General features: G+C 56.4%; 17 protein-coding genes. 14 read left to right on the forward strand and 3 right to left on the reverse strand.

Annotation, left to right across the window (positions count from 1 at the left end):
• Positions 1-62: 62 nt before the first annotated feature.
• Entirely contained in the window at positions 63-332 is a 270-nt protein-coding gene (gene hybG, locus EH207_RS11400) for a hydrogenase maturation factor HybG (RefSeq protein ID WP_137714095.1), read from the reverse strand.
• 414 nt (positions 333-746) lie between these two features.
• On the opposite strand from hybG, the gene EH207_RS11405 reads away from it, so the two are divergent.
• From EH207_RS11405 to hycI, 11 genes are read left to right on the forward strand one after another with little or no spacing between them, the layout of a single operon-like run.
• Positions 747-1,349: a 4Fe-4S dicluster domain-containing protein gene (locus EH207_RS11405; RefSeq protein WP_137714096.1), complete on the forward strand. Its 603-nt coding sequence runs from the start codon at positions 747-749 to the stop codon at positions 1,347-1,349.
• On the forward strand, positions 1,346-3,364 hold the full coding sequence (hyfB, locus tag EH207_RS11410; protein WP_137714097.1) for a hydrogenase 4 subunit B: 2,019 nt from the start codon (positions 1,346-1,348) through the stop codon (positions 3,362-3,364). Before EH207_RS11405 ends, hyfB begins: the two co-directional genes overlap by 4 nt.
• A gap of 10 nt (positions 3,365-3,374) precedes the next feature.
• On the forward strand, positions 3,375-4,352 hold the full coding sequence (locus tag EH207_RS11415) for a respiratory chain complex I subunit 1 family protein (protein WP_137715333.1): 978 nt from the start codon (positions 3,375-3,377) through the stop codon (positions 4,350-4,352).
• Between the two features lie 15 nt (positions 4,353-4,367).
• On the forward strand, positions 4,368-5,822 hold the full coding sequence (locus EH207_RS11420; RefSeq protein WP_137714098.1) for a hydrogenase 4 subunit D: 1,455 nt from the start codon (positions 4,368-4,370) through the stop codon (positions 5,820-5,822).
• Between the two features lie 9 nt (positions 5,823-5,831).
• A complete protein-coding gene (gene hyfE / locus EH207_RS11425; protein WP_137714099.1) occupies positions 5,832-6,482 on the forward strand; it encodes a hydrogenase 4 membrane subunit in 651 nt (216 codons plus the stop codon).
• 5 nt (positions 6,483-6,487) lie between these two features.
• Positions 6,488-8,056: a hydrogenase 4 subunit F gene (locus tag EH207_RS11430; protein WP_137714100.1), complete on the forward strand. Its 1,569-nt coding sequence runs from the start codon at positions 6,488-6,490 to the stop codon at positions 8,054-8,056.
• Positions 8,049-9,788 (forward strand): hydrogenase large subunit, encoded by a 1,740-nt coding sequence (locus EH207_RS11435; protein ID WP_137714101.1) that lies wholly within the window; start codon positions 8,049-8,051, stop codon positions 9,786-9,788. The genes EH207_RS11430 and EH207_RS11435 overlap by 8 nt, the downstream gene beginning before the upstream one ends.
• A gap of 11 nt (positions 9,789-9,799) precedes the next feature.
• The gene (gene hyfH, locus EH207_RS11440; RefSeq protein ID WP_137714102.1) at positions 9,800-10,384 is read left to right on the forward strand and encodes a hydrogenase 4 subunit H; all 585 of its coding nucleotides are present in this window, start codon (positions 9,800-9,802) and stop codon (positions 10,382-10,384) included.
• Positions 10,381-11,172 (forward strand): NADH-quinone oxidoreductase subunit B family protein, encoded by a 792-nt coding sequence (locus EH207_RS11445; protein ID WP_137714103.1) that lies wholly within the window; start codon positions 10,381-10,383, stop codon positions 11,170-11,172. The genes hyfH and EH207_RS11445 overlap by 4 nt, the downstream gene beginning before the upstream one ends.
• On the forward strand, positions 11,169-11,609 hold the full coding sequence (locus EH207_RS11450) for a formate hydrogenlyase maturation HycH family protein (RefSeq protein ID WP_137714104.1): 441 nt from the start codon (positions 11,169-11,171) through the stop codon (positions 11,607-11,609). The genes EH207_RS11445 and EH207_RS11450 overlap by 4 nt, the downstream gene beginning before the upstream one ends.
• On the forward strand, positions 11,602-12,078 hold the full coding sequence (hycI, locus tag EH207_RS11455; protein ID WP_137714105.1) for a hydrogenase maturation peptidase HycI: 477 nt from the start codon (positions 11,602-11,604) through the stop codon (positions 12,076-12,078). Before EH207_RS11450 ends, hycI begins: the two co-directional genes overlap by 8 nt.
• Before the next feature lie 35 nt (positions 12,079-12,113).
• Here hycI and EH207_RS11460 read toward each other — a convergent pair whose 3' ends face one another.
• Complete coding sequence (locus EH207_RS11460; protein WP_137714106.1) at positions 12,114-13,790, reverse strand: methyl-accepting chemotaxis protein; 1,677 nt, start codon at positions 13,788-13,790, stop codon at positions 12,114-12,116.
• Between the two features lie 653 nt (positions 13,791-14,443).
• Between EH207_RS11460 and EH207_RS11465 the strand changes: the two genes are divergently transcribed.
• Together EH207_RS11465 and fdhF are read left to right on the forward strand one after the other, a co-directional pair.
• On the forward strand, positions 14,444-14,986 hold the full coding sequence (locus EH207_RS11465; protein ID WP_137714107.1) for a 4Fe-4S binding protein: 543 nt from the start codon (positions 14,444-14,446) through the stop codon (positions 14,984-14,986).
• Positions 14,987-15,025: 39 nt separating this feature from the next.
• Entirely contained in the window at positions 15,026-17,176 is a 2,151-nt protein-coding gene (gene fdhF / locus EH207_RS11470; protein WP_137714108.1) for a formate dehydrogenase subunit alpha, read from the forward strand.
• Between the two features lie 36 nt (positions 17,177-17,212).
• Here fdhF and flhA read toward each other — a convergent pair whose 3' ends face one another.
• On the reverse strand, positions 17,213-19,384 hold the full coding sequence (gene flhA / locus EH207_RS11475) for a formate hydrogenlyase transcriptional activator FlhA (protein ID WP_137714109.1): 2,172 nt from the start codon (positions 19,382-19,384) through the stop codon (positions 17,213-17,215).
• Positions 19,385-20,253: 869 nt separating this feature from the next.
• Here flhA and EH207_RS11480 point away from each other — a divergent pair.
• Entirely contained in the window at positions 20,254-21,555 is a 1,302-nt protein-coding gene (locus EH207_RS11480; RefSeq protein ID WP_137714110.1) for a dicarboxylate/amino acid:cation symporter, read from the forward strand.
• Positions 21,556-21,620 lie beyond the last annotated feature (65 nt).

Consider the following 21,620-nt stretch of genomic DNA (forward strand, 5'->3'; position numbering starts at 1 on the left):
TAGTTATTTTTATTATCACTTAGCCCAATTCAGATACCTTGATTTACATCACTAACCGCGCTTTATTGACGCAGAAATTTTGTAACGTCTTGTTCCAGCTCCTCCATTTGCCGTAACGCGTCCAACGTGGCATGCGCTTCCTCCTCATCCAGACGACTCATGGCGAACCCGACGTGAACCAGAACCCACTGCCCGATTAACGCGTCACCGCCGATGCCGTCCGCCACCAGCGCGATGTTCACCTCACGCCGGACGCCGCATACCTCAACCCACGCCAGTTGTTGTTCCGCGTTGGCTATTGCCACCACTTTTCCGGGAATCCCTAAACACATGATGATTTTCCAGTCGCACCGAAAGTGAGTTATTTTCCCAGCAATATTTAAGCCAAGATGATTTTCACCCTATGTAAAAGCCTTACCAATAGCGCGATCGCGTCAATGATGACGTGCTTTGGCGGATTGAGCGGGCGTGCCAGGGCATAAGCACGCCGCGTTTCCCACGCACGGCATGGCAAAATCCCCCCAGGCCGCTCCCCGCAGCACCAGGGTGACCGCCGGGGCCTCGCTTGCTTCGTCAAAAATGTCGACACGAATGTCGAACGCCTCATCCCCCCCTGCCTTTGCGATAACGCCTTTTCACGCATCCCTTATGCCACGCGGCCTGCCGCGCAAGCGCCATGACGTGGCACAGAATATGCTTTGACGCAGCCAACCTTACTGTACTGGATTCCCCCGGAGGATATGGCTATGAACCGCTTTGTCATTGCGGACCCCAAGCGCTGTATCGGATGCAACACTTGCATGGCCGCCTGTACCCAGGTACACCGCCGCCAGGGGTTACAAACGCATCCGCGGCTGACGGTGGAGCGCGACCTTGCAGGCACCTCGCCGGTGCTGTGCCGGCATTGCGAGGATGCGCCCTGCGCCAAAGTCTGCCCGGTCAACGCCATTACGCATCAGGCCCAGGCGGTGGCGCTCGATGAAAATACCTGTATCGGCTGCAAACTCTGCGCCATCGCCTGCCCTTTCGGGGCGATTACCCCGTCAGGCAGCAAGCCGTTGGCTATCCCCGAAACCTTCCGCCAACACATTCCACGCGCCGAACTTTCCGATGTTCCTCTCAGCGTCGCCTCCATTAACCCGCTTCTGTCATGGAATACCGGGATACGCAGCGTCGCGGTGAAATGTGATTTGTGCGCTTTCCAGGCCCAGGGGCCGGAATGCGTACGCGTTTGTCCGACCAATGCGCTGTTCATTATCGACGATCGGCAAATCGAACAGACCGCCGCCGCGAAACGCCGGCAAGCCATGGCGTGGCCTGCCGGGTCCACGCGGGGGATGGAACCATGATGACCTCGCTGGAATGGCTGGCGGCGGCGCTGACGCTGTATTGCGCGGGCGCGGCGCTATCGTTGTGTCTGTCCCGTCATGAATCGCTGGCCATTCTGTTCAGCGGCGTCAGCGCGGCGCTCGGCGGACTGTGCGGCATCGCCGCCGCGCTGCCGGTATTGCTCGACGGACAAACCTTGACGGCAAGCGCCGCCGGGCCGTTTGCCGACATTGCGCATTTAACCCTGCGGCTGGACGCGCTGGCGGCATTCATGGTGCTGGTGATTTCCCTGATGGTGGTGGTCACCTCGCTTTACTCGCTGGCCTATTTGCACGAATACCGCGGGCGGGCGTGGGCGATGGGATTCTTTATGAACCTGTTTATTGCCTCAATGGTGGCGTTGGTGGTTTCCGACAACGCCTTCTACTTCATTATCCTGTTTGAAGTGATGTCGCTCAGCTCTTACTTCCTGGTGATTGCCGATCAGGATGACGACGCCATTCATGCCGGGCTGCTGTATTTCCTGATTGCACATGCCGGTTCCGTACTGATCATGATTGCGTTTTTCCTGCTCTATCGAGACAGCAACAGCCTTGATTTCGCCGATTTCCGGCAGGCGTCACTCTCCGCGCCTCAGGCTTCCATCGTCTTCCTGCTGGCGTTCTTTGGTTTCGGCGCCAAAGCCGGGATGTTGCCTTTACACGGCTGGCTGCCGCGCGCGCACCCAGCGGCGCCGTCCCACGCGTCGGCGCTGATGTCGGGCGTGATGGTGAAAATCGGTATCTTCGGCATCATCAAAGTGGGCATTGACCTGCTGGGCGCAACCGCGATCTGGTGGGGCGTCATGGTGCTGGCGTTTGGCGCCGTCTCCTCCGTACTGGGTGTGCTGTATGCGCTGGCTGAACACGATATCAAACGTTTGCTGGCCTATCACACCGTTGAAAATATCGGCATCATTCTGATGGGGATCGGCGTTGGCATGATTGGCATCGCGACCCGCCAACCGCTGCTGGCGACGCTGGGTCTGCTGGGCGGCCTGTACCACCTGCTAAACCATGCGGTCTTCAAAGGCTTGCTGTTTCTGGGCGCAGGCGCCGTCATTTACCGGCTGCACACCCAAGACATGGAGAAAATGGGCGGGCTGTCGCGCCGCATGCCTTATACCGCGATGGCATTCCTGGTCGGCTGTATGGCGATTTCAGCGCTGCCGCCGCTGAACGGATTTGTCAGCGAATGGTTTACCTATCAGGCGCTGTTTACCCTCAGTCACGAAGGCGGTTTCTCGCTGCGCCTGATCGCGCCTATCGCCATCGTGATGTTGGCGGTGACCGGCGCGCTGGCCGCCATGTGTTTTGTCAAAGTGTACGGCATCGGTTTTTCCGGCGCGCCCCGCAGTGAAAAAGCGGCCCAGGCCAAAGAAGTCCCCTGGCCGATGACCGCCGCTATGCTGCTGCTGGCGCTGTTGTGCATCTTACTCGGCGTCGGCGCCGGTGAAATCGCGCCCGCGATCGCCCAGGTCGCCGCCGCCCTGACCAAAAGCGCCGCGCCGGTGGTGGCGCAAGGCTCGCTGGTCTTCCCCGGCAATCCCGGCCAGACCGCGCTATCGACGCCGCTGATTTTCATTCTGCTCTTGGCGTTACCGCTGCTGCCGCTGCTGCTGTATGTCGGCTGTAAAGGCGCACGCCTGAATTTCCGTCAGCGCGGCGCGCCGTGGGCCTGCGGCTACGCTTATGAATCCGCGATGGCCGCCTCCGCCGCCGGATTTACCCAGCCGCTGCGCGTGATGTTCGCGCCGCTCTACCGGATGCGTAAAACGCTCGACCCCGCGCCATTGATGCACCGCGCGCTGGAGCAAACCACGCTGGCCGCCGAACGAACGGAACCGCTCTGGGATACCCGCCTCATTCTGCCGCTGGTAAACGGCGTGCAGAAAACCAGCCGGGCAATGCAATGGATTCAGCATGGCGACTTCCGGCTCTACTGCCTGTATGTCGTCGCCGCACTGGTGATCTTGCTGTTGGTGACAATGGCCTAAGGAGAACATGATGATCGCTGAAAACGTCATCGCCGGAACACTCGTCGCCGAAGACGCTCCCGTGCTGATTCTCTGTGCCGTCCTTCAGGCTTTATGCCTGCTGGCCATCGCGCCGCTGATGTCCGGCATGGCAAGGGTGATCCGCGCCAAAATGCACTCACGGCAAGGGCCGGGCGTACTACAGGATTACCGCGATATTTTCAAATTACTGAAACGTCAGGATGTGTCCCCGCAGCATGCGGGCGGCGTATTCCGGCTGATGCCCTATATCCTGATCGGCACGATGCTGGTGGTCGCCATGACATTACCCATCGTGACGCGGATCTCCCCGTTCGGTTCCGGGGGAGACGTGATTACGCTGCTCTATCTGTTTGCCCTGTTCCGTTTCTTCTTTGCGCTGGCCGGGTTGGATTCCGGCAGCACGTTTGCCGGTATCGGCGCCAGCCGCGAGCTGTCGCTCGGTATTCTGGTCGAACCGATCCTGATGCTGGCGCTGCTGGTGGTCGCGCTGATTGCGGGCTCCACCAATATCGGCAACATCAGCCTCATGCTGGCCAGCCACACCTGGGTATCCCCCACCGCCACCCTGATGGCGTTGCTGGCCTTCGCGTTCGCCACCTTTATCGAAATGGGAAAAATTCCGTTCGATGTGGCGGAAGCCGAGCAGGAGTTGCAGGAAGGGCCGTTAACCGAATATTCCGGGGCGGGACTGGCGCTGGTGAAATGGGGCATTAGCCTGAAACAAGTGGTGGCGGCGGCGCTGTTTCTGTCGATCTTCATTCCCTTCGGCAAGGCGGAAAGCTTCACGCCGACCGCGCTGCTTATCGCATCCATCGCGTTTGTCATCAAACTGAGCGCGGTGTTTTTCGTGGCCGCGTTAATAGAGAACAGTCTGGCCCGCGGGCGGTTTTTGCTCACGGGCCATGTGACGTGGTTGGGCTTTGGCGTCGCGGCGCTGGCGTTTGTTTTTTATCTTACCGGTCTATAGGAGTAAGCATTCATCATGGAGACGGTTATCATCAAGAATGTCGCCCTTACGACCATCCTGCTGCCATTCATTGGCGCAGTGTTGATCGCCGTCCTGCCGCAACGACAGTCCAGGGGGTTATGCTGTCTGTTCTCCCTGCTGGCGACGCTTGGCATGGGGTGGCTGGCCGGTAACTATGTTTTCAGCGGCAAAATCGATGTGGTCTTCACCTTATACCGCTATGGTCAGGCTGAATTATTCGGGTTGCAGTTAGACAGGCTCAGCCTGCTGATTGGTTTTGCCGTGGTTTTTCTCGGCTTGCTGGTGAGCATTTACTCAACAGGCTACCTGACGCTGGGCAACCGCGAACACCCGCATGAAGGCACCCCGCGTTATTACGCGTTCCTGCTGGTGTTTATCGGCGCAATGGCCGGGTTGACGCTCTCCTCCACGCTGCTGGGACAGTTGCTGTTTTTTGAAATTACCGGTGGCTGCTCCTGGGCGTTAATCGGCTATTACCAGCAACCGAAATCCCTGCGTTCGGCGCTGAAAGCTTTACTGATTACCCACGTCGCCTCAATCGGGCTGTATCTGGCGGCCGCCTGGCTGTTTGTGAGCGCCGGCACTTTCGCGCTGAGCGCCCTGTCACAGTTGGCTACCGATGACAAAATTATCGTGTTCGGCGGCATCTTGTTCGCCGCGTGGGGGAAATCCGCCCAGTTCCCGCTGCACATGTGGTTGCCGGATGCGATGGACGCGCCGACCCCTGTCAGTGCTTATCTGCACGCGGCGTCGATGGTGAAAGTCGGGGTGTATATTTTTGCCCGCGCCATCTTGTCGGCGGAGCAGGTACCGCACCTCATTGGCATCGTCGGCGTCGTGATGGCGACCATCACGCTGATTTACGGTTTTATCATGTATCTGCCGCAGAAAGACATGAAGCGACTGCTGGCCTATTCCACCATTACCCAGCTCTCCTACATTTTTTTCGCCCTGTCGTTGGCGACGTTCGGTTCGCGTATGGCGTTCAATGCCGGCGTAGCCTACATCTTTAACCATGCTTTCGCCAAAAGCCTGTTTTTCCTGGTGGCGGGCGCGCTCAGCTACAGTTGCGGAACCCGTATGCTGCCGAAGCTGAAAGGCATGATGCGGAAAATGCCGCTGCTGGGCGTCGGATTTTGTGTCGCAGCCCTGGCGATCACCGGCGTGCCGCCGCTTAACGGTTTCTTCAGCAAGTTCCCTCTGTTTGCCGCGGGTTTCGCCCTCTCAAGGGATTACCTCTGGCTGCTGCCGCTGCTCATTATCACGCTGATTGAGTCGGTAGCCAGTTTTGCCTGGTTCCTCTACTGGTTTGGCCGCACCGTGCCGGGAGAACCATCCGAAGATATCGCGGCGGCCACGCCCGTGCCCCGGGCCATGCAGGGCGTACTCATCGTGCTGATTGTCATGTCGTTCTGTTCAAGCGTGATTGCCGCCGTCTGGCTGAGCTAAGGAGGAATAATGATGGGATCGTTGATCGTGAATAACCTGGCCGGGTTGCTGATTATTACCTCTCTGTTGGTCATCGCCGCCCGTCGCCCCACCCTTTCCGCCTGGCTCTATGCCGGGCAGTCGCTGGTTCTGGTGCTGATTTTCGTCTCGCTGGCCGATCTGTTACAGGCTCATCAGCTCTATCTCTGGTCGCTGACGGCGTTCATCACCAAAGTCGTGCTGGTTCCCGTCATTATGCACCGGGCGTTTCGTAAACTGGACGATCCGCGCGCCGATGGCGGCGTGGTCAGCCCGGCGATCATCATCCTGCTGGCGACCCTGATCGTGGTGCTGTGCTACTTCGTGACGGAACCGGTCAAACTGCCGATGGTCAGTTCGCTGAAACCCGCGCTGGCCGTGTCGCTCGGCCACTTTATGATTGGCCTGCTGTGCATCGTGACGCAACGCAATATTCTCAAACAGGTTTTCGGCTATTGCCTGATGGAAAACGGCGCGCACCTGACGCTGGCGTTGCTGGCGAACCGTGCGCCGGAGCTAGTGGAAATCGGCATTGCCACCGATGCGATTTTCGCGGTGATCGTGATGGCGCTGATGGCCCGTAAAATCTACCGGACCCTCCACACGCTGGACGTGCGGCAACTGACGGCGCTGAAAGGGTGATTGTCATGACCCAGACCGATTTACTCCTTACCCTGCTGGCGACGCCGTTTATTACCGCGCTGCTGGCCTTTCTCTGCCGGTTCGCGGGCGATGGGTCCCGCTTGCTGGCAAGCGTGATCCACCTGCTCGGCATCACCGCCCTGCTGCTGGTTTGCCTGTCGCTGGTCTGGCAGGTGTATCAGGACGGCGAAATAGTGGCGATGCATAACTGGCTGCATCTCGACAGCCTGAGCGCGCTGTTTCTGGCAATCCTCGGCGTGATTGGCTTCATCACCGGCATTTACTCGATCGGCTATATGCGCCACGAAGTGGACGGCGGTGAGATTACCCTCGCCACCCTGTGTGATTACTACGGTTTTTTCCATCTCTTCCTTTCCACCATGCTGTTGGCGATTACCAGCAACAACCTGATCCTGATGTGGGCCGCTATCGAAGCCACCACGCTCAGTTCCGCTTTTCTGGTGGGGCTTTACGGACAGCGTTCTTCACTGGAAGCCGCCTGGAAATACATCATTATCTGTACCGTCGGCGTGGCGTTCGGGCTGTACGGTACGGTGCTGGTATACGCCAACGCCGCCGGCATCATGGCCGAGCCGGGCAACGCCATTTTCTGGACGGAGGTGTTGAAACATGCAAGTGAGCTGGACACTACCCTGATGCATCTGGCCTTTATCTTTATCCTGATCGGTTTTGGCACCAAAACCGGGCTGTTCCCGATGCACGCCTGGCTGCCGGACGCCCACAGCGAAGCCCCCAGTCCGACCAGTGCGCTACTCTCCGCGGTGCTGCTGAACTGCGCGCTGCTGGTGATCGTGCGCTATTACATTATCGTCAGCGCGGCGATTGGTTCCGGGTTTCCTCGTAGCCTGCTGCTGGTGTTCGGCATGCTGTCGGTGGCGGTCGCCGCGTTCCTGATCCTGGTTCAGCGCGACATGAAACGCCTGCTGGCCTATTCCAGCGTGGAGAACATGGGGCTGATCGCCGTCGCGCTGGGGATCGGCGGGCCACTGGGAATTTTCGCCGCCCTGTTGCATACCCTGAATCACAGCCTGGCGAAAACGCTGCTGTTTTGCGGTTCCGGCAATGTACTGCTGAAATACGGTACGCGCGATATGGACGCGGTAAGAGGCATCCTGCGCGTGACGCCGCTTACCGGCGCGTTGTTGGCCGGCGGCGCGCTGGCGCTCGGCGGCATGCCGCCGTTCAACATGTTCCTCAGCGAGTTCATGATGATCAGCGCCGGCATCAGCGCCGGACGCCCCTGGCTGATCGTCACGCTGCTGATCCTGCTGACGGTTGTGCTGGCCGGGCTGGTGCGCATGGTCGCCGGTACGGTGCTGGGCAACAGCCCGGAAGCGGTCGGCAAGGGAGAACTGGGCATTCTGACCACCGCGCCGATGGTGTTGCTGATGGCACTGATGCTGGTGATGGGAACGCAAATTCCCCAACCGGTGCTTCATCTGCTGGAAAACGCGGCCACGGTGGTGCAGAACGCCGCACCCGATGCCCCCCTTACTCCACTGGCAGAGCATTTGTCGTTAACCCCTTCCCGTCAGGAGACGTACCGTGATTAATGAACCCCCGGTTTCCCGCTCGCGCTCCTCCGCCGACAAACTCGGCGCAGGCTATGTCGCGCAGGTCAGACAGAAATTTCCGGCAGCCATTCTGGACACCGAGTGGCAAACCCCTGACCAGCTTACGCTGACGGTGAAGCTGAATAGGCTGCCAGAAGTGGTGGAATTTCTTTATTACCCGCTGGGCGGCTGGTTACCCGTGCTGTTCGGTAACGACGAACGCTCGCTGAACGGCTGTTTCGCCCTCTATTATGCCCTGTCGATGGAAGCCGGAGAGAAGTGTTGGGTTATCGTCAAAGCATTGGTCAATGCGGATAACCCGGAATTCCCCTCGGTGACGCCTCGCGTGCCGGCCGCCGTCTGGGGAGAGCGCGAAGTCCGCGATATGTATGGTTTGATCCCGGTGGGCTTGCCCGACGAGCGGCGGCTGGTGCTGCCGGACGACTGGCCGGACGATCTCCATCCGCTGCGCAAGGACGCCATGGACTACCGCCAGCGTCCGGCCCCGACGCGGGATGATGAGTCTTACCCGTTCATTAACGATGGCGGCAGCGAAGCGCGCGTGGTGCCTATCGGTCCATTGCATATTACCTCCGACGAACCCGGCCATTTTCGTCTGTTCGTCGATGGCGAACAAATAGTCGATGCGGACTACCGGCTGTTTTATGTCCACCGCGGTATGGAAAAGCTGGCGGAAACACGCATGGGCTACAACGAAGTCACGTTTCTGTCGGACCGGGTATGCGGTATCTGCGGTTTCACCCATAGCGTGGCCTATGCCTCGTCTGTTGAAAACGCGCTGGGGATCGTGGTGCCGCCGCGGGCGCACAGCATCCGCAGCATTTTACTGGAGGTGGAACGCCTGCACAGCCATCTGCTGAACATCGGGCTCGCCAGCCATTTTGCGGGTTTCGATACCGGTTTCATGCAGTTCTTCCGCATTCGGGAGAAATCGATGACCATCGCCGAGATGCTGACCGGGGCGCGTAAAACTTACGGACTCAACCTGATTGGCGGTATACGCCGCGATATCCTGAAAGATGACCGGCTGAAAACCCTCCGTCTGATTCAGACGATGCGAACCGAAATCACCCAGCTATGCGATATGTTGCTCAACACGCCGAACATGCTGCAACGCACGCAGGGGGTCGGCATCCTGAATAAGCGCGTCGCCCGCGATTACAGCCCGGTCGGTCCGGTGATCCGCGCCAGCGGCTTCAACCGGGATATGCGCGTCGACCATCCTTACGCCGGTTATCTTGACCTGCCGATGGCGTTGCATCATCTGGACGCGGGCGACGTGTATTCCCGCGTGCTGATTCGGGTCCGCGAAGTGTTCACGTCGCTGGCGATGATTGAATACGGTCTGGACAATCTGCCGGAAGGCCCGCTGCTGAATGAACATTTCACCTATCAGCCATACAAGTTCGCGCTGGGCTATTGCGAAGCGCCGCGCGGGGAAGATGTGCACTGGAGTATGACCGGCGATAACCAAAAACTGTTCCGCTGGCGCTGTCGCGCCGCCACTTACGCTAACTGGCCGGTACTGCGCTATATGTTGCGCGGCAATACCGTATCCGACGCGCCGCTGATCATCGGCAGTCTCGATCCCTGCTACTCCTGCACCGACCGGGTGACGCTAATCGATGTGCGCAAACGGAAAATCACCACGGTGCCCTATAAAGAGATGGAACGTTACGGTCTGGAACGCACCCGCTCGCCGCTCAAGTAGAGGGATGAATCATGCTGAAACTGTTTAAAACCCTCCTCAAGGCAGGCAACAGTACGGTGAAATACCCGTTCAAACCGCTTGAGGTTTCGGCGGGGTTTCGCGGCAAGCCGCAGTACGACGCCAGACAGTGCATCGCGTGCGCTGCCTGCACCACCGCCTGCCCAGCCAATGCGCTGACGATGGAAACCGACATCGTCAACGGCACACGAACCTGGCAGTTATTTCTGGGACGCTGCATTTTCTGCGGACGCTGTGAGGAAGTCTGCCCGACGCGCGCCATCGTGCTGTCGCAAGTGTTCGAGATGGCCGTCGGCAGCAAGGCCGATCTCTACCAGCGGGCCACCTTTACCCTGCTGGACTGCCGGGTTTGCCACCGCCCTTTCGCCCCAAAAAAAGAGGTGGAATACGTCATGGCGCTACTGGTGCAATCCGGCCTGTCCGAAGAGGCGGTGCAATCACAGCGTTTGCACTTTGAAACCTGCCCGGAATGCAAACGTAAACAAAATATGAACCACAGCGGCAATGTTATGCTGAGCCAGCATCTCTCTTCGCCAGCCAGCCTGTCATCCGCCGCCCAGAATGGGAGCACCTCATGAGCGCCTCGCCGACCGGCGCCGGTCACTACCGGACCGCGCCCATTGCGCTGGATGAACCAGCGCAACAACTCAAGCAAACACTGCTGAAGGACATTCAGCGATCCGCTTACGTTTACCGCGTGGACTGCGGCGGCTGTAACGGTTGCGAAATTGAAATCTTCGCCGCCATTACGCCGGTGTTTGACGCAGAACGCTTTGGCATCAAAGTCGTCGCATCGCCACGGCACGCCGATATTCTGCTGTTCACCGGCGCCGTGACCCGGGCGATGCGGACGCCCGCGCTGCGGGCTTACGAATCCGCCCCCGATCCGAAGATCTGTATCGCCTACGGCGCTTGTGGCTGCGGCGGCGGGATCTTCCACGATCTGTATTGCGTCTGGGGCGGCAGCGACGCCATCGTACCGATCGATGTCTACATTCCCGGCTGCCCGCCGACGCCCGCCGCCACCCTGTATGGCTTTGCCGTCGCGCTCGGCCTGCTGGAGCAGAAACTGCACGGCAGCGACCATCGGCAAACCGATAATGAAAAAGCCGCCTTGATTCATCCTGACGTACCGTTGGATCTGCGCATTTTACTGGAGCGGGAAGCCCGGCGCATGGCGGGCTATCGTCAGGGACGGGAAATCAGCGACGCGTTTCTGGCGCGGCTGGAAAATCAGCCGCTGGACGGATTGGATCGGCGTATCGCCAGTTGGCTGCAAACGCATAACGATCCGCGCCTGAATGAGATCGTCGGACAATTGCAGCACATCTATTTATCGCTGTTGCAGGGAGAACGGTATCAATGAGCGCAAAGGTCATTTTTTACGCATTGAGCCAGAAGTTTCTCGATACGAAAGACAACCCCGACGCCAAAGGCGCTGCTGACATCAAAGACCCGGTGCCGCAACAGGCTCAGCAGGTCATGTACTACTCACTGGCCATCGGTCATCACGTTGGCGTTATCGATTGTTTGAAGAAAATCCTCATCTGTCCCCAGCCCGACTATCAGCGCTGGATAGCACAACTTCCCGAAGGAGAAGCGAAGCGTAAAATGGCGGGATTGCTGAAATTCGGCGAAATCACCATTGATATCAGTCACACCCGATTGCTGGGGCATGCGTTTGGCACACTCCGCGCGGAACAGGACGACTATGCGGCGTGGACTCAAACGCTGCTGGCGTACCTGGGCGCGATTGAGCGGGAAACGGCACTCTATTTAATGGTGAAACGCCTTGATGACTGACGCTAATCAGACCAGTGAAAATATGGTGTTGACCGTGGGCAACTCCATGATGGGCGACGACGGCGCCGGGCCACGGCTGGCGGAACGGATGATACAACGGCCCGTGGCGGGCTGGTCGGTGATTGACGGCGGGGCCATTCCAGAAAATGCGGTGCATACGCTGTGTGCGTTACGCCCCAAACGGCTGCTGATCGTCGATGCCACGGAGATGGGGCTGGCTCCCGGTGAAATCCGTATCGTCAACCCACAGCGCATCGCGGAAGATATGTTGATGAATACCCACAATCTGCCGCTCAATTTTCTGATCGCGCGGCTAAAGGAAGAGATCCCCGACGTGATTTTTATCGGTATCCAACCCGCGCTGGCGGCGTTCTATTATCCCGTCAGCGTGGAAGTGGAATTGGCGGTGGAACGGCTTTACCAGCGCCTGGCCGACTGGCGGGGAGATGGCGGTTTGCAGGCGTTGTAGCGGCCCGGACGACGCTCGCGCCGGGCCTTGCGCTATCAGAACTTCTCCCAGTTGTCGTCATGGCGGCCGCCAGCGGAGAGCAAGTGAGCCGTGTTGCTCACCATCACCGGCCGTTTCAGCCCGGCCGAATCCGGCGAGTGTGACAACGTCGCGTCGTCATCCCCTTCAAGGTTGAAAACTTCCACGGCCGCCCTAAGCTCGCTGGTCTGGATATCCAACTGCGCCGCGGCTTCCGCCGCTTCCACCACCAGCGCCGCGTTCTGCTGGGTGACGCTATCCATTTCGTGAACCGCCTGGCTGATCTGGGTAATCCCTCGGGTTTGCTCATCGGTTGCGGCGGCGATCTCAGTAATCAGATCGTTCACCTTTGAAATGGCATTGATCATCAAGGCTGTCGCATCGCCAGACTGTTTCACCCGTTCCGCGCCCTCGGCCACTCTGGACACCGACTCCGCGATAAGCGCCTCAATCTCCTTTGCCGCCTGTGCGCTACGTTGCGCCAGAATGCGCACTTCACCGGCGACCACCGCAAACCCCCGGCCCTGTTCACCCGCGCGGGCCGCCTCCACCGCGGCATTAAGCGCCAGAATATTGGTCTGAAACGCGATACTGTTGATAACGCTGGTAATATCTGAAATTTTGTGCGAGCTGGCGCGGATGTTTTCCATGGTTTCCATGACGCTGTCGCTGATTTTACCGCCTTGCTGCGCAATATCAGCGGCATTCTGCACCAGCCCGCGGGCGTGATGAACATGATCAGTGGTTTGTTTCACGGTGGAGCTGATTTGCTCCATGCTGGCGGCCGTTTGCTGCAAGGCGGCGGCCTGCTGTTCGGTGCGGCTGGAGAGGTCTTCATTCCCTTCCTTGATATGCGAGGTTCCCGAACTGATTTGCGCCGCGCCCTGACGAATGACCTGCACCGTATCACGCAAGCTTTTTTGCAACCGTTTGATATCCGGCACCAGCCTTCCCGCACAGTTCTGACCGAATTCGTCGAATTCGACCCCCAGTTGACCATCGGTCAGTTGCGCCAGATTCGACTTCATCATGCCGATCGGTTTAACCAGATAGTTTTTCAGATAGAACTCGGTAAACAGCAGGAGCAAAAGCCCCGCAATCATTACGCCAATCATCATATTTTGATTATTCCGGTTGTGATTATTCACCAATGGGATCAGCGAGGAAGCCGTCACTTCATCGGTGTATCGCTTAACCTCGTTGCTGAAGGACTGGCTGAGTTGAGGATAAACCGAACGAAATAGCTGACGAAACGCGGTGATATCATTACGCAGCAACGCATTGTTCATTGGCTCAATCACCGACGTCATTAACGACGACCAGGTTTTATTGAGTGAATCCACCGTCGAACGCCCCACGCCGATATGGTCTGACGACATGAAGCTTTCCATCGCGCCACGGACATTGTTTATCGCAACCTGAGCCGTTTCCAGGGATTTCCTGGCATTTTCCGGATCGTCGTTCTGCAAATAATTCATTGCCCGCTCCATATGGGTAACTGATTGAAAACGCTGGTCGTTTCCATGCAGCAACTGCGCATAGGTTTTCTTTTGTAATTCACTTTTATCAAGTAAATTCGAAACCTGATTCAAGGAATAGAAATGAAACCCCGCCGCCACCCCCCAAATAATTAATAGCAAGGCAACGATAATCAGTACCACAACCCTTATGCTGGTATTTTTTAGGAAGCTCATAATAAACTCCGTGGATTTATTCACTACTTCCCAGGCAGGGAAGATACCTGGAATGTATTGACGTCTTGAACATTTCTGTATCGCCCTGGTTCCCCATCCGGCTGAGCAGCGGGAACACACAGACGCGCTGGAATCCCTGATTCAGATACTGACCAAAAGACAGTGGGATAAATTTGAAAACTTATTGATAAGGCAACCGAGAATGTCTTCCCTATTTCAAATACACATAGATTTCGAGATGCGGGAAGGCGGCAACTTGAAAGACAATGGGTATCGCTCCTGCTTATAAAACGATTATAGGCACTAACGGCCATAGGTGAGAAAAACGCAGCCCTTTCATACCAAATTTATTTTATGTTGTTATAAAAAGAGTTTAACCCGTCATCCGCCTGTTACGCGGGCGGTTTAAGTCATAACGATTAGCTTCATCAGTTTTCGTCAAATCTGCCGATTCCCCCCGGCTTGGCCATCGTCACCCTCGACAGCGCGGGTGCAACCTTTGCCACCAACAGATTAAAAATACTTATCATCTAATACATTAGATTACTTACGCCTCTCCTGGCACAAACCCTGCTTTAATTAAAGAAGCGGTGTCGCTGCGCCATGATTTCGACACCATGATGTTTATCTGAACCCAGGTCGGAGAGGATGTCATGAACCGGTTCGTTATTGCAGATTCCAGGAAGTGTATTGGCTGCCGCACTTGCGAAGTCGCCTGTGTGCTGGCTCACGGTGACGGGAAGACGGCGTCGTTATCCCCGGAGCACTTTTCGCCGCGCCTCAAAGTCGTTAAAGGGCTGCACGTCAGCACCACCATTCAGTGCCGCCAATGTGAAGACGCGCCCTGCGCCAATGTCTGTCCGAGCGGCGCCATCATCCATGCCGATGACTGTATTCAGGTCCGGCAGGAAAACTGTATCGGCTGTAAAACCTGCGTGGTGGCGTGCCCTTACGGCGCCATGACCGTGATCAGTAAACCGGTTGCCCGTATCAGTCATCATCAGGTGTTAGGTAACTGTGTGAAAGCCGAAGCGCAGAAGTGCGACCTGTGCGCGGGGCGCGCCGCGGGACCGGCCTGTATCGAGGTTTGCCCGACCAAAGCACTGCATATGATCAGCCATGATGACATTCAGGCCATGATCCAACAAAAGCAACGGCGGGCGGCGTTCGATGAAGCCGCGGGAATGCAGTTCTGAACGGTGCCGCTCAAGGCACGCTGAAGGAGAATAATCATCATGCAGAAAGTGATCACTGTCTGTCCTTATTGCGGATCAGGCTGCAAAATTAACCTGCTGGTTGAAAACGGCAAGGTGGTTGGCGCTGAAGGCGCCAATGGCGTCACCAACGAAGGCGAACTCTGTCTTAAAGGCTATTACGGCTGGGATTTTCTCAACGACACCAAATTGCTGACGCCACGCCTGAAGCAACCGCTGATTCGCCGCCGCAAAGGTGCGCCGTTTGAGGCCGTATCCTGGGATCAGGCCATCGAATTCGCCAGTTCCCGCCTGAAAGCGATTAAAGAGAAATACGGCGCCGAGTCCATCATGCATACCGGGTCATCCCGCGGGCCGGGTAACGAAACCAACTATGTGATGCAGAAATTTGCTCGCGCGGTAACCGGCAATAACAATATCGACTGCTGCGCCCGCGTGTGCCACGGCCCGTCGGTCGCCGGTTTGCAAGTGACGCTGGGCAACGGGGCCATGAGCAACTCCATCTGCGAAATCGAGCATACCGAATGCATTCTGGTATTCGGCTATAACGCCGCCGATTCGCATCCTATCGTTGCCCGCCGCATCCTGAAAGCCAAAGAACGCGGCGCCAAAATCATCGTGTGCGACCCACGCCACATTGAAACCGCACGAATCGCCGATCTGTGGCTGCCGCTGAAAAACGGCTCCAATATGGCGCTGGTCAACGCCTTCGCCAACGTGCTGATCAATGAGGGGCTGTATAATAAGGAGTACGTCGCGCGCCATACCGAAGGGTTTGAAACGTATTGTGAGATCGTCGCCAACTATACGCCGGAATATGTCGCCGCAATCACCGGCCTGGCGCCGGCGCTAATTCGCGATGCCATGCGGATGTACGCCGCCGCGCCTTCCGCCACTATTTTGTGGGGCATGGGCGTGACTCAATGGGGTCAGGGCGTCGACGTGGTGAAAGGTCTGTCCGGTCTGGCATTGCTGACCGGCAATCTGGGCCGTCCGAATGTCGGCGTTGGCCCGGTGCGCGGTCAGAATAACGTGCAGGGCGCCTGCGATATGGGGGCGCTGCCCAATATGTTCCCCGGTTATCAAAACGTCACGGATCACGAAGTCCTGGACAAGTTTGCCAAAGCCTGGGGCGTTACCAGCCTGTCCGACAAAATTGGCTATTCCCTCACCGATGTGCCGCACAAGATCAAAGAAGGCAAAATCAGAGCCAACTACGTGATGGGAGAAGATCCGCTGCAAACCGAACCGGATTTGTCCATGATGCGTCAGGCTTTCAGTGAACTGGAATTGCTGATTGTGCAAGACATTTTTATGACCAAGACCGCGTCGGTGGCGGACGTGATTTTGCCCGCCACCTCATGGGGTGAACACGAAGGCGTTTATTCCGCCGCCGACCGCGGCTTCCAGCGTTTCTATAAAGCGGTCGAACCGCAGGGCGACGTTAAGCCGGACTGGGAAATCATCAGCCTGATGGCGACGGCGCTCGGCTATCCGATGCACTACAACAACACGCAGGAAATCTGGGACGAGCTGCGCCATCTCTGTCCGCTGTATTATGGCGCGACCTACGAAAAAATGGCCGGACTCGGCTATGTGCCGTGGCCGTGCGCCACGGAAGACAGTCCGGGTACGCCGTGGCTGTACGAAGGCAACCAGTTTGACCGTCCCGGCGGCAAAGGTCTGCTGTTCGCCACCGAGTGGCGGCCGCCGATGGAGCTGGTGGATGAGGATTATCCGCTGGTGCTGTGTACCGTACGTGAAGTGGGCCACTATTCCTGCCGTTCGATGACCGGTAACTGCACCGCCTTGCAAACACTGGCGGACGAGCCCGGCTATGTGCAGGTCAACCCGGAGGATGCCGAGAGAATCGGTCTGCGCGATCAGCAACTGACCTGGGTTTCTTCACGCCGCGGCAAAGTCATCACCCGTGTTTCCGTCAGTGAGCGGGTCAACAAGGGCGCGGTTTACATGACCTATCAGTGGTGGATCGGCGCCTGTAATGAACTGACGCTGGATCACCTCGATCCGATTTCCAAAACGCCGGAATACAAATATTGCGCCGTTAGACTGGAAGCCATTGAAGACCAGCAGGCGGCGGAAAATTATGTGCAACAGGAATACAGTGAACTGAAGGCGCGCCTGCGCAGGGCAGCGGAAGAGATAAGCTAAACTCACCATGTGCGGCCACGCGCGGCGTGGCCGCGCTCACTCCATATCCTCAATCGCTTTGACCGAAATCCCCATGCGCTGCATGCGTGACAGCAGCGTGGTTCGCTTCAGGCCAAGTTTGGCGGCGGCGCCTTTTGGCCCGGCGACAATGCCGTTGGTTTCTCTCAATACCCGGATAATACGCTGACGTTCAGACTCATCACCGTCATCTTCCCGCGCCGTTGGCGCAACTGGCGCGTCTTGCACCGCAACCGGGGAGGGTTTCAGGGTTTCCAATGGCGAAAGATCAGGTTGCAGCTCAGCCAACTGCAAATTCAACGTCGTGCCTCTGGTGAGGATCACCGCCCTTTCAATCACGTTTTCCAGCTCTCGCACATTCCCCGGCCAGGGGCGCTTGCTTAACTGACGCAGCATTTCCGACGGAATACTGTCAATCGTCCGATTCATACGCCGCGCAATCTTGCGGGTAAAAAACTTCACCAGCAGCGGAATATCTTCCGGCCGCTCGCGCAGCGGGGGGATCACAATCGGGAACACGTTCAGACGATAATACAGATCGCTGCGGTATTCCCGGTCGGCCACCATCTGTTTCAGATCGCGATTAGTGGCCGCAATCAGACGAACATCTACCGGAATCACCTTGTTTCCCCCTAAGCGTTCAATCTCCCGCTCCTGCAAAACACGCAGCAGTTTAGGCTGCAATTCCAGCGGGATATCGCCTACCTCATCCAGAAACAGCGTACTCTTGTCCGCCAGTTCAAATCGTCCCTGACGCTGGCTTGACGCGCCGGTAAAAGCGCCTTTCTCATGGCCGAACAGATCGCTTTCCAGTAAACCGGACGGAATCGCCGCACAGTTCATTTTCACCATACGGTGCGCGTTTCTCGGACTCAGGCGGTGAATCGCGCGCGCGATCAGTTCTTTTCCTGTCCCCGTCTCCCCCAGAATCAGGACGGTGCTGTCGCTGGCGGCCACCATTTCCACCTGTTCCAACACCTGACGGATCGCCGCACTGCGGCCAATAATTTCACCGAAGGCTTCTCCCCCGACGCTTTGGGTATGCTCGGTAAGCTGCTCCGTCAGATAGAAATTTTCATGGATCAGGCTGTCTTTCAGACGGGTAATCTGCTCATACGCCAGCGCGTTATCCAGGGCAATAGCAATTCGCGCCGCAATCTGACGCAGCAATTTCATGTCCGCCTTGCTGACCGGTAAATCGCCGCCGTGCGCCAGCTCCAGCACGCCCAACACGCGATTACCAAACGCCAGCGGCAGCAGACAGGCATGCTTCAGGCCACCGTCAAACCACTGCGCCAGATAGCACGGATGCTCCGGCGAATTCAGCCCGTCGTCTCGATGGATTAACAGAACGTCGTTGTTCCGCATCACGGCCTCCGCCCGCGTCTCCGACAGCCTGAGCGCGCCCTCGTCCAAATGCGGCGAGCGCCCGGCACAATAATGCGTAGCGAAATATTTAAGGGTTTTATCGTCGTCATCGCTGTCGCGTAATGCCAGCGCGACGAAATCAATACCGAAAAAACGGTGAATTTCCTTAGAAACTTCCTGCGCCAGCGCTTTCAGCTCCAGCTTGGAAATGACGGTATTGGTCACATCGACCAGAACGCGGAAGTGATCGCGTTCGTGGCGCAAGCGCTCTGCCTCAAGCCGGGCTTGCTCACGTTCGCTGATATTCTCCAGCGCCAGCGTAATCACATCGGTAAGGGCCTGAAAGAAAGCGATCTCGCTGTCATCGAACCGGCTTCCGTCCGTTTTGATGAATTCGACGCCGCCCATTGCACGCTGCGGCGTCAACAGGGGAAACTGACAGTAGTCGCTGAGTCCGGCATAGTCGGGCTGGCCCATCAGATGGGCGAAATCGCGCTGGAAATGTACCCGGTCGCAGCGCAACGGCGAATGGGTATGCCATACCACCCCGCCCGGCCCATCCAATAACAGGAAGGTGTCTTCGCTGCAAAGCGTTTTATTTGCCTTGCGATCACGGCGGTAAAGCAACGTTTGGTTATGAAGCGGATCGATCAGCAGCAGATTGACGCGCCCGAATCGCACTACTGAAAAAGACAGGCTGTCCAGCACCTCCAGCAGCGCCTCGATGCTGCGCTGTTTCAGCAAGGTTTGTGACACCTTCAACAGGGCATCCTGCCATAGAATCGACAACCGTGAAGGGAGGTCTGTCCGTTGTATCACCATAACCACCGCAATAATGTCAACATGATCGTCAGGGAGATATAGTGTAAAGAGTAACGAACTGAAATCCTATGTCGTCATGCCGATAGCTTGATCTGAATCGTTATTACCCCGAAGAATAGTCAAAAAAGCGATAACTATTATTAGCAATAACGGTCGTTTTATCGCGTGATAAAAGACCGCCGGAAAGCGGAAATTTCCTCCGACTTCCCCATCTGGTGAAAATATTCTCATCCCCTGCAAAGCAAAAAAGGACTACAAAATTGAAACAAAAATATTACAAGTCAGCTATGAATTTTCAGCAAATAGAATTTCCTCTAAATACGATCACCAATAAATTAAATATTATTAGCAATAAACAGATATATTTATTGAATAAAATCACAACAATACCCATCCATAAAAATGATTAGAATTCAAACCAAACCGGATTTTTAAAATTAAAGTAACCAAAAGTGTCAAGCGGGGCAAACTGAATATCACCTTGTTCAAAATATGCACGATTTAATCCCTGAGGAAAATTATTTCTCCCCCCCGCCCACTCAAGGCAACCTGACAAGAAAAACAATAACTAACTGTTTTTAAAAATTAATTCAAATCAAAACCAACACATTTCAGCCGGTCTCAATTTCATATTGAATTACCTATTAACGTTCATTTTTACATGACAAAATTCGCTATTACCCGCGCAAAACAGAAAAAAATAAATGTAAAATGTTCGAATCGTTGTAATATCGGCATCGCAGACACAGCATCCCAATAACAGATCAGGGCGATAAGTTCGGTGTGGTCAATTTATAAACACCGTCTTGTCCTGATCACACTGCAATAATATTGTGCTGCCCGAATGAATTCACCAACATGAGGTTAATATGCAAAGGCAGAAGTTACTTATACAAATACTCATCGCTATCTTATTAGGCGTACTCATTGGATGGGCATGCCATCAATACCTCGACGCAGAACGCGCAAAAGAAATCGCGTCTTACTTCAATATGATCACTGACATATTCCTTCGTCTTATCAAGATGATCATTGCGCCATTGGTATTTTCAACGCTGGTTTCCGGTCTGGTGAGCATGGGCAAATCCGCCGCAGTCGGCCGCATCGGGATGAAAGCGATGATTTGGTTCGTCACCGCGTCTTTCCTCTCACTGCTCATCGGGTTGATGCTGGCCAACTTCTTCCAGCCCGGCGCAGGCATGAATCTGGAGATCCCAGACGCCGCCCCTGTCGCCACCGGCCTGAACACCGATGGATTTTCGCTTAAAAGCTTCATCAGCCACATCTTCCCGAAAAGCATTGTGGAAGCGATGGCCAACAACGAAATTCTGCAAATTCTGATCTTCTCGCTGTTCTTCGGCTCTGCCCTCGCCTACGTCAAACACCATAACAAACAGGCGACGACCATCATTTCGATGATTGAAGAACTGGCCAAAGTGATGTTCCGTGTGACCGACTACGTCATGGCGTTGGCACCGATCGCCGCCTTCGCTGCCATTGCCTCCGCCATCACAACTCAGGGTCTGGGTTTGATTTATGACTTCGGTAAACTGATTGGCGTGTTCTATCTGGGTCTGGCGCTGCTGTGGCTGGCCCTGTTCTCAGTCGGCTATGCGTTTTTAGGCAAAGCAATCGTTAAACTGGCAAAACTGATTCGCGAACCCACCACGCTGGCCTTCGCCACCGCCAGTAGCGAGTCCGCTTATCCGAAAACCATGGAGGCGCTGACCAAATTCGGCGTACCGAAAAAAATCACCAGCTTCGTGCTGCCGCTGGGCTACTCTTTCAACCTTGATGGTTCAATGATGTATCAATCCTTTGCGATTCTGTTTATCGCGCAGGCATACAACATCGACCTGAGCCTGACCCAGCAGATTCTGATTCTGTTGACCCTGATGATCACCAGTAAAGGTATGGCGGGTGTGGCGCGCGCTGCGGTGGTGGTGGTCGCGGCAACTTTACCCATGTTCAACCTGCCGGAAGCCGGTATCCTGCTGATTATCGGTATTGACCAGTTCCTGGATATGGGCCGTACCGCAACCAACGTGATTGGCAACAGTATCTCTACCGCTGTCGTGGCAAGTATGGAAAAAGACGCTCATGACGACAAAAAGGAGAGCGAAGCGCCATCCGCCTCCTATGATGAACCTCAGACCACTCGCTCCACCTGATGGTCTGAACGGACTATCTGGCGGCCGCATGACCGCCAGATAGTCCGCCGGCAACACCGCCAACT

The sequence above is a fragment of the Brenneria rubrifaciens genome (genome assembly GCF_005484945.1).
Lineage (GTDB): Bacteria > Pseudomonadota > Gammaproteobacteria > Enterobacterales > Enterobacteriaceae > Brenneria > Brenneria rubrifaciens.

Bases quoted from the DNA above. Each gene is read 5' to 3' on its own strand.
- hyfE (WP_137714099.1), top strand. From the start codon at position 5,832: ATGATGGGATCGTTGATCGTGAATAACCTGGCCGGGTTGCTGATTATT.
- hyfB (WP_137714097.1), top strand. From the start codon at position 1,346: ATGATGACCTCGCTGGAATGGCTGGCGGCGGCGCTGACGCTGTATTGC.
- flhA (WP_137714109.1), bottom strand. From the start codon at position 19,384: ATGGTGATACAACGGACAGACCTCCCTTCACGGTTGTCGATTCTATGG.
- EH207_RS11460 (WP_137714106.1), bottom strand. From the start codon at position 13,790: ATGAGCTTCCTAAAAAATACCAGCATAAGGGTTGTGGTACTGATTATC.
- hybG (WP_137714095.1), bottom strand. From the start codon at position 332: ATGTGTTTAGGGATTCCCGGAAAAGTGGTGGCAATAGCCAACGCGGAA.
- EH207_RS11430 (WP_137714100.1), top strand. From the start codon at position 6,488: ATGACCCAGACCGATTTACTCCTTACCCTGCTGGCGACGCCGTTTATT.
- fdhF (WP_137714108.1), top strand. From the start codon at position 15,026: ATGCAGAAAGTGATCACTGTCTGTCCTTATTGCGGATCAGGCTGCAAA.
- EH207_RS11465 (WP_137714107.1), top strand. From the start codon at position 14,444: ATGAACCGGTTCGTTATTGCAGATTCCAGGAAGTGTATTGGCTGCCGC.
- EH207_RS11405 (WP_137714096.1), top strand. From the start codon at position 747: ATGAACCGCTTTGTCATTGCGGACCCCAAGCGCTGTATCGGATGCAAC.
- EH207_RS11450 (WP_137714104.1), top strand. From the start codon at position 11,169: ATGAGCGCAAAGGTCATTTTTTACGCATTGAGCCAGAAGTTTCTCGAT.
- EH207_RS11415 (WP_137715333.1), top strand. From the start codon at position 3,375: ATGATCGCTGAAAACGTCATCGCCGGAACACTCGTCGCCGAAGACGCT.
- EH207_RS11445 (WP_137714103.1), top strand. From the start codon at position 10,381: ATGAGCGCCTCGCCGACCGGCGCCGGTCACTACCGGACCGCGCCCATT.
- EH207_RS11480 (WP_137714110.1), top strand. From the start codon at position 20,254: ATGCAAAGGCAGAAGTTACTTATACAAATACTCATCGCTATCTTATTA.
- EH207_RS11420 (WP_137714098.1), top strand. From the start codon at position 4,368: ATGGAGACGGTTATCATCAAGAATGTCGCCCTTACGACCATCCTGCTG.
- hycI (WP_137714105.1), top strand. From the start codon at position 11,602: ATGACTGACGCTAATCAGACCAGTGAAAATATGGTGTTGACCGTGGGC.
- hyfH (WP_137714102.1), top strand. From the start codon at position 9,800: ATGCTGAAACTGTTTAAAACCCTCCTCAAGGCAGGCAACAGTACGGTG.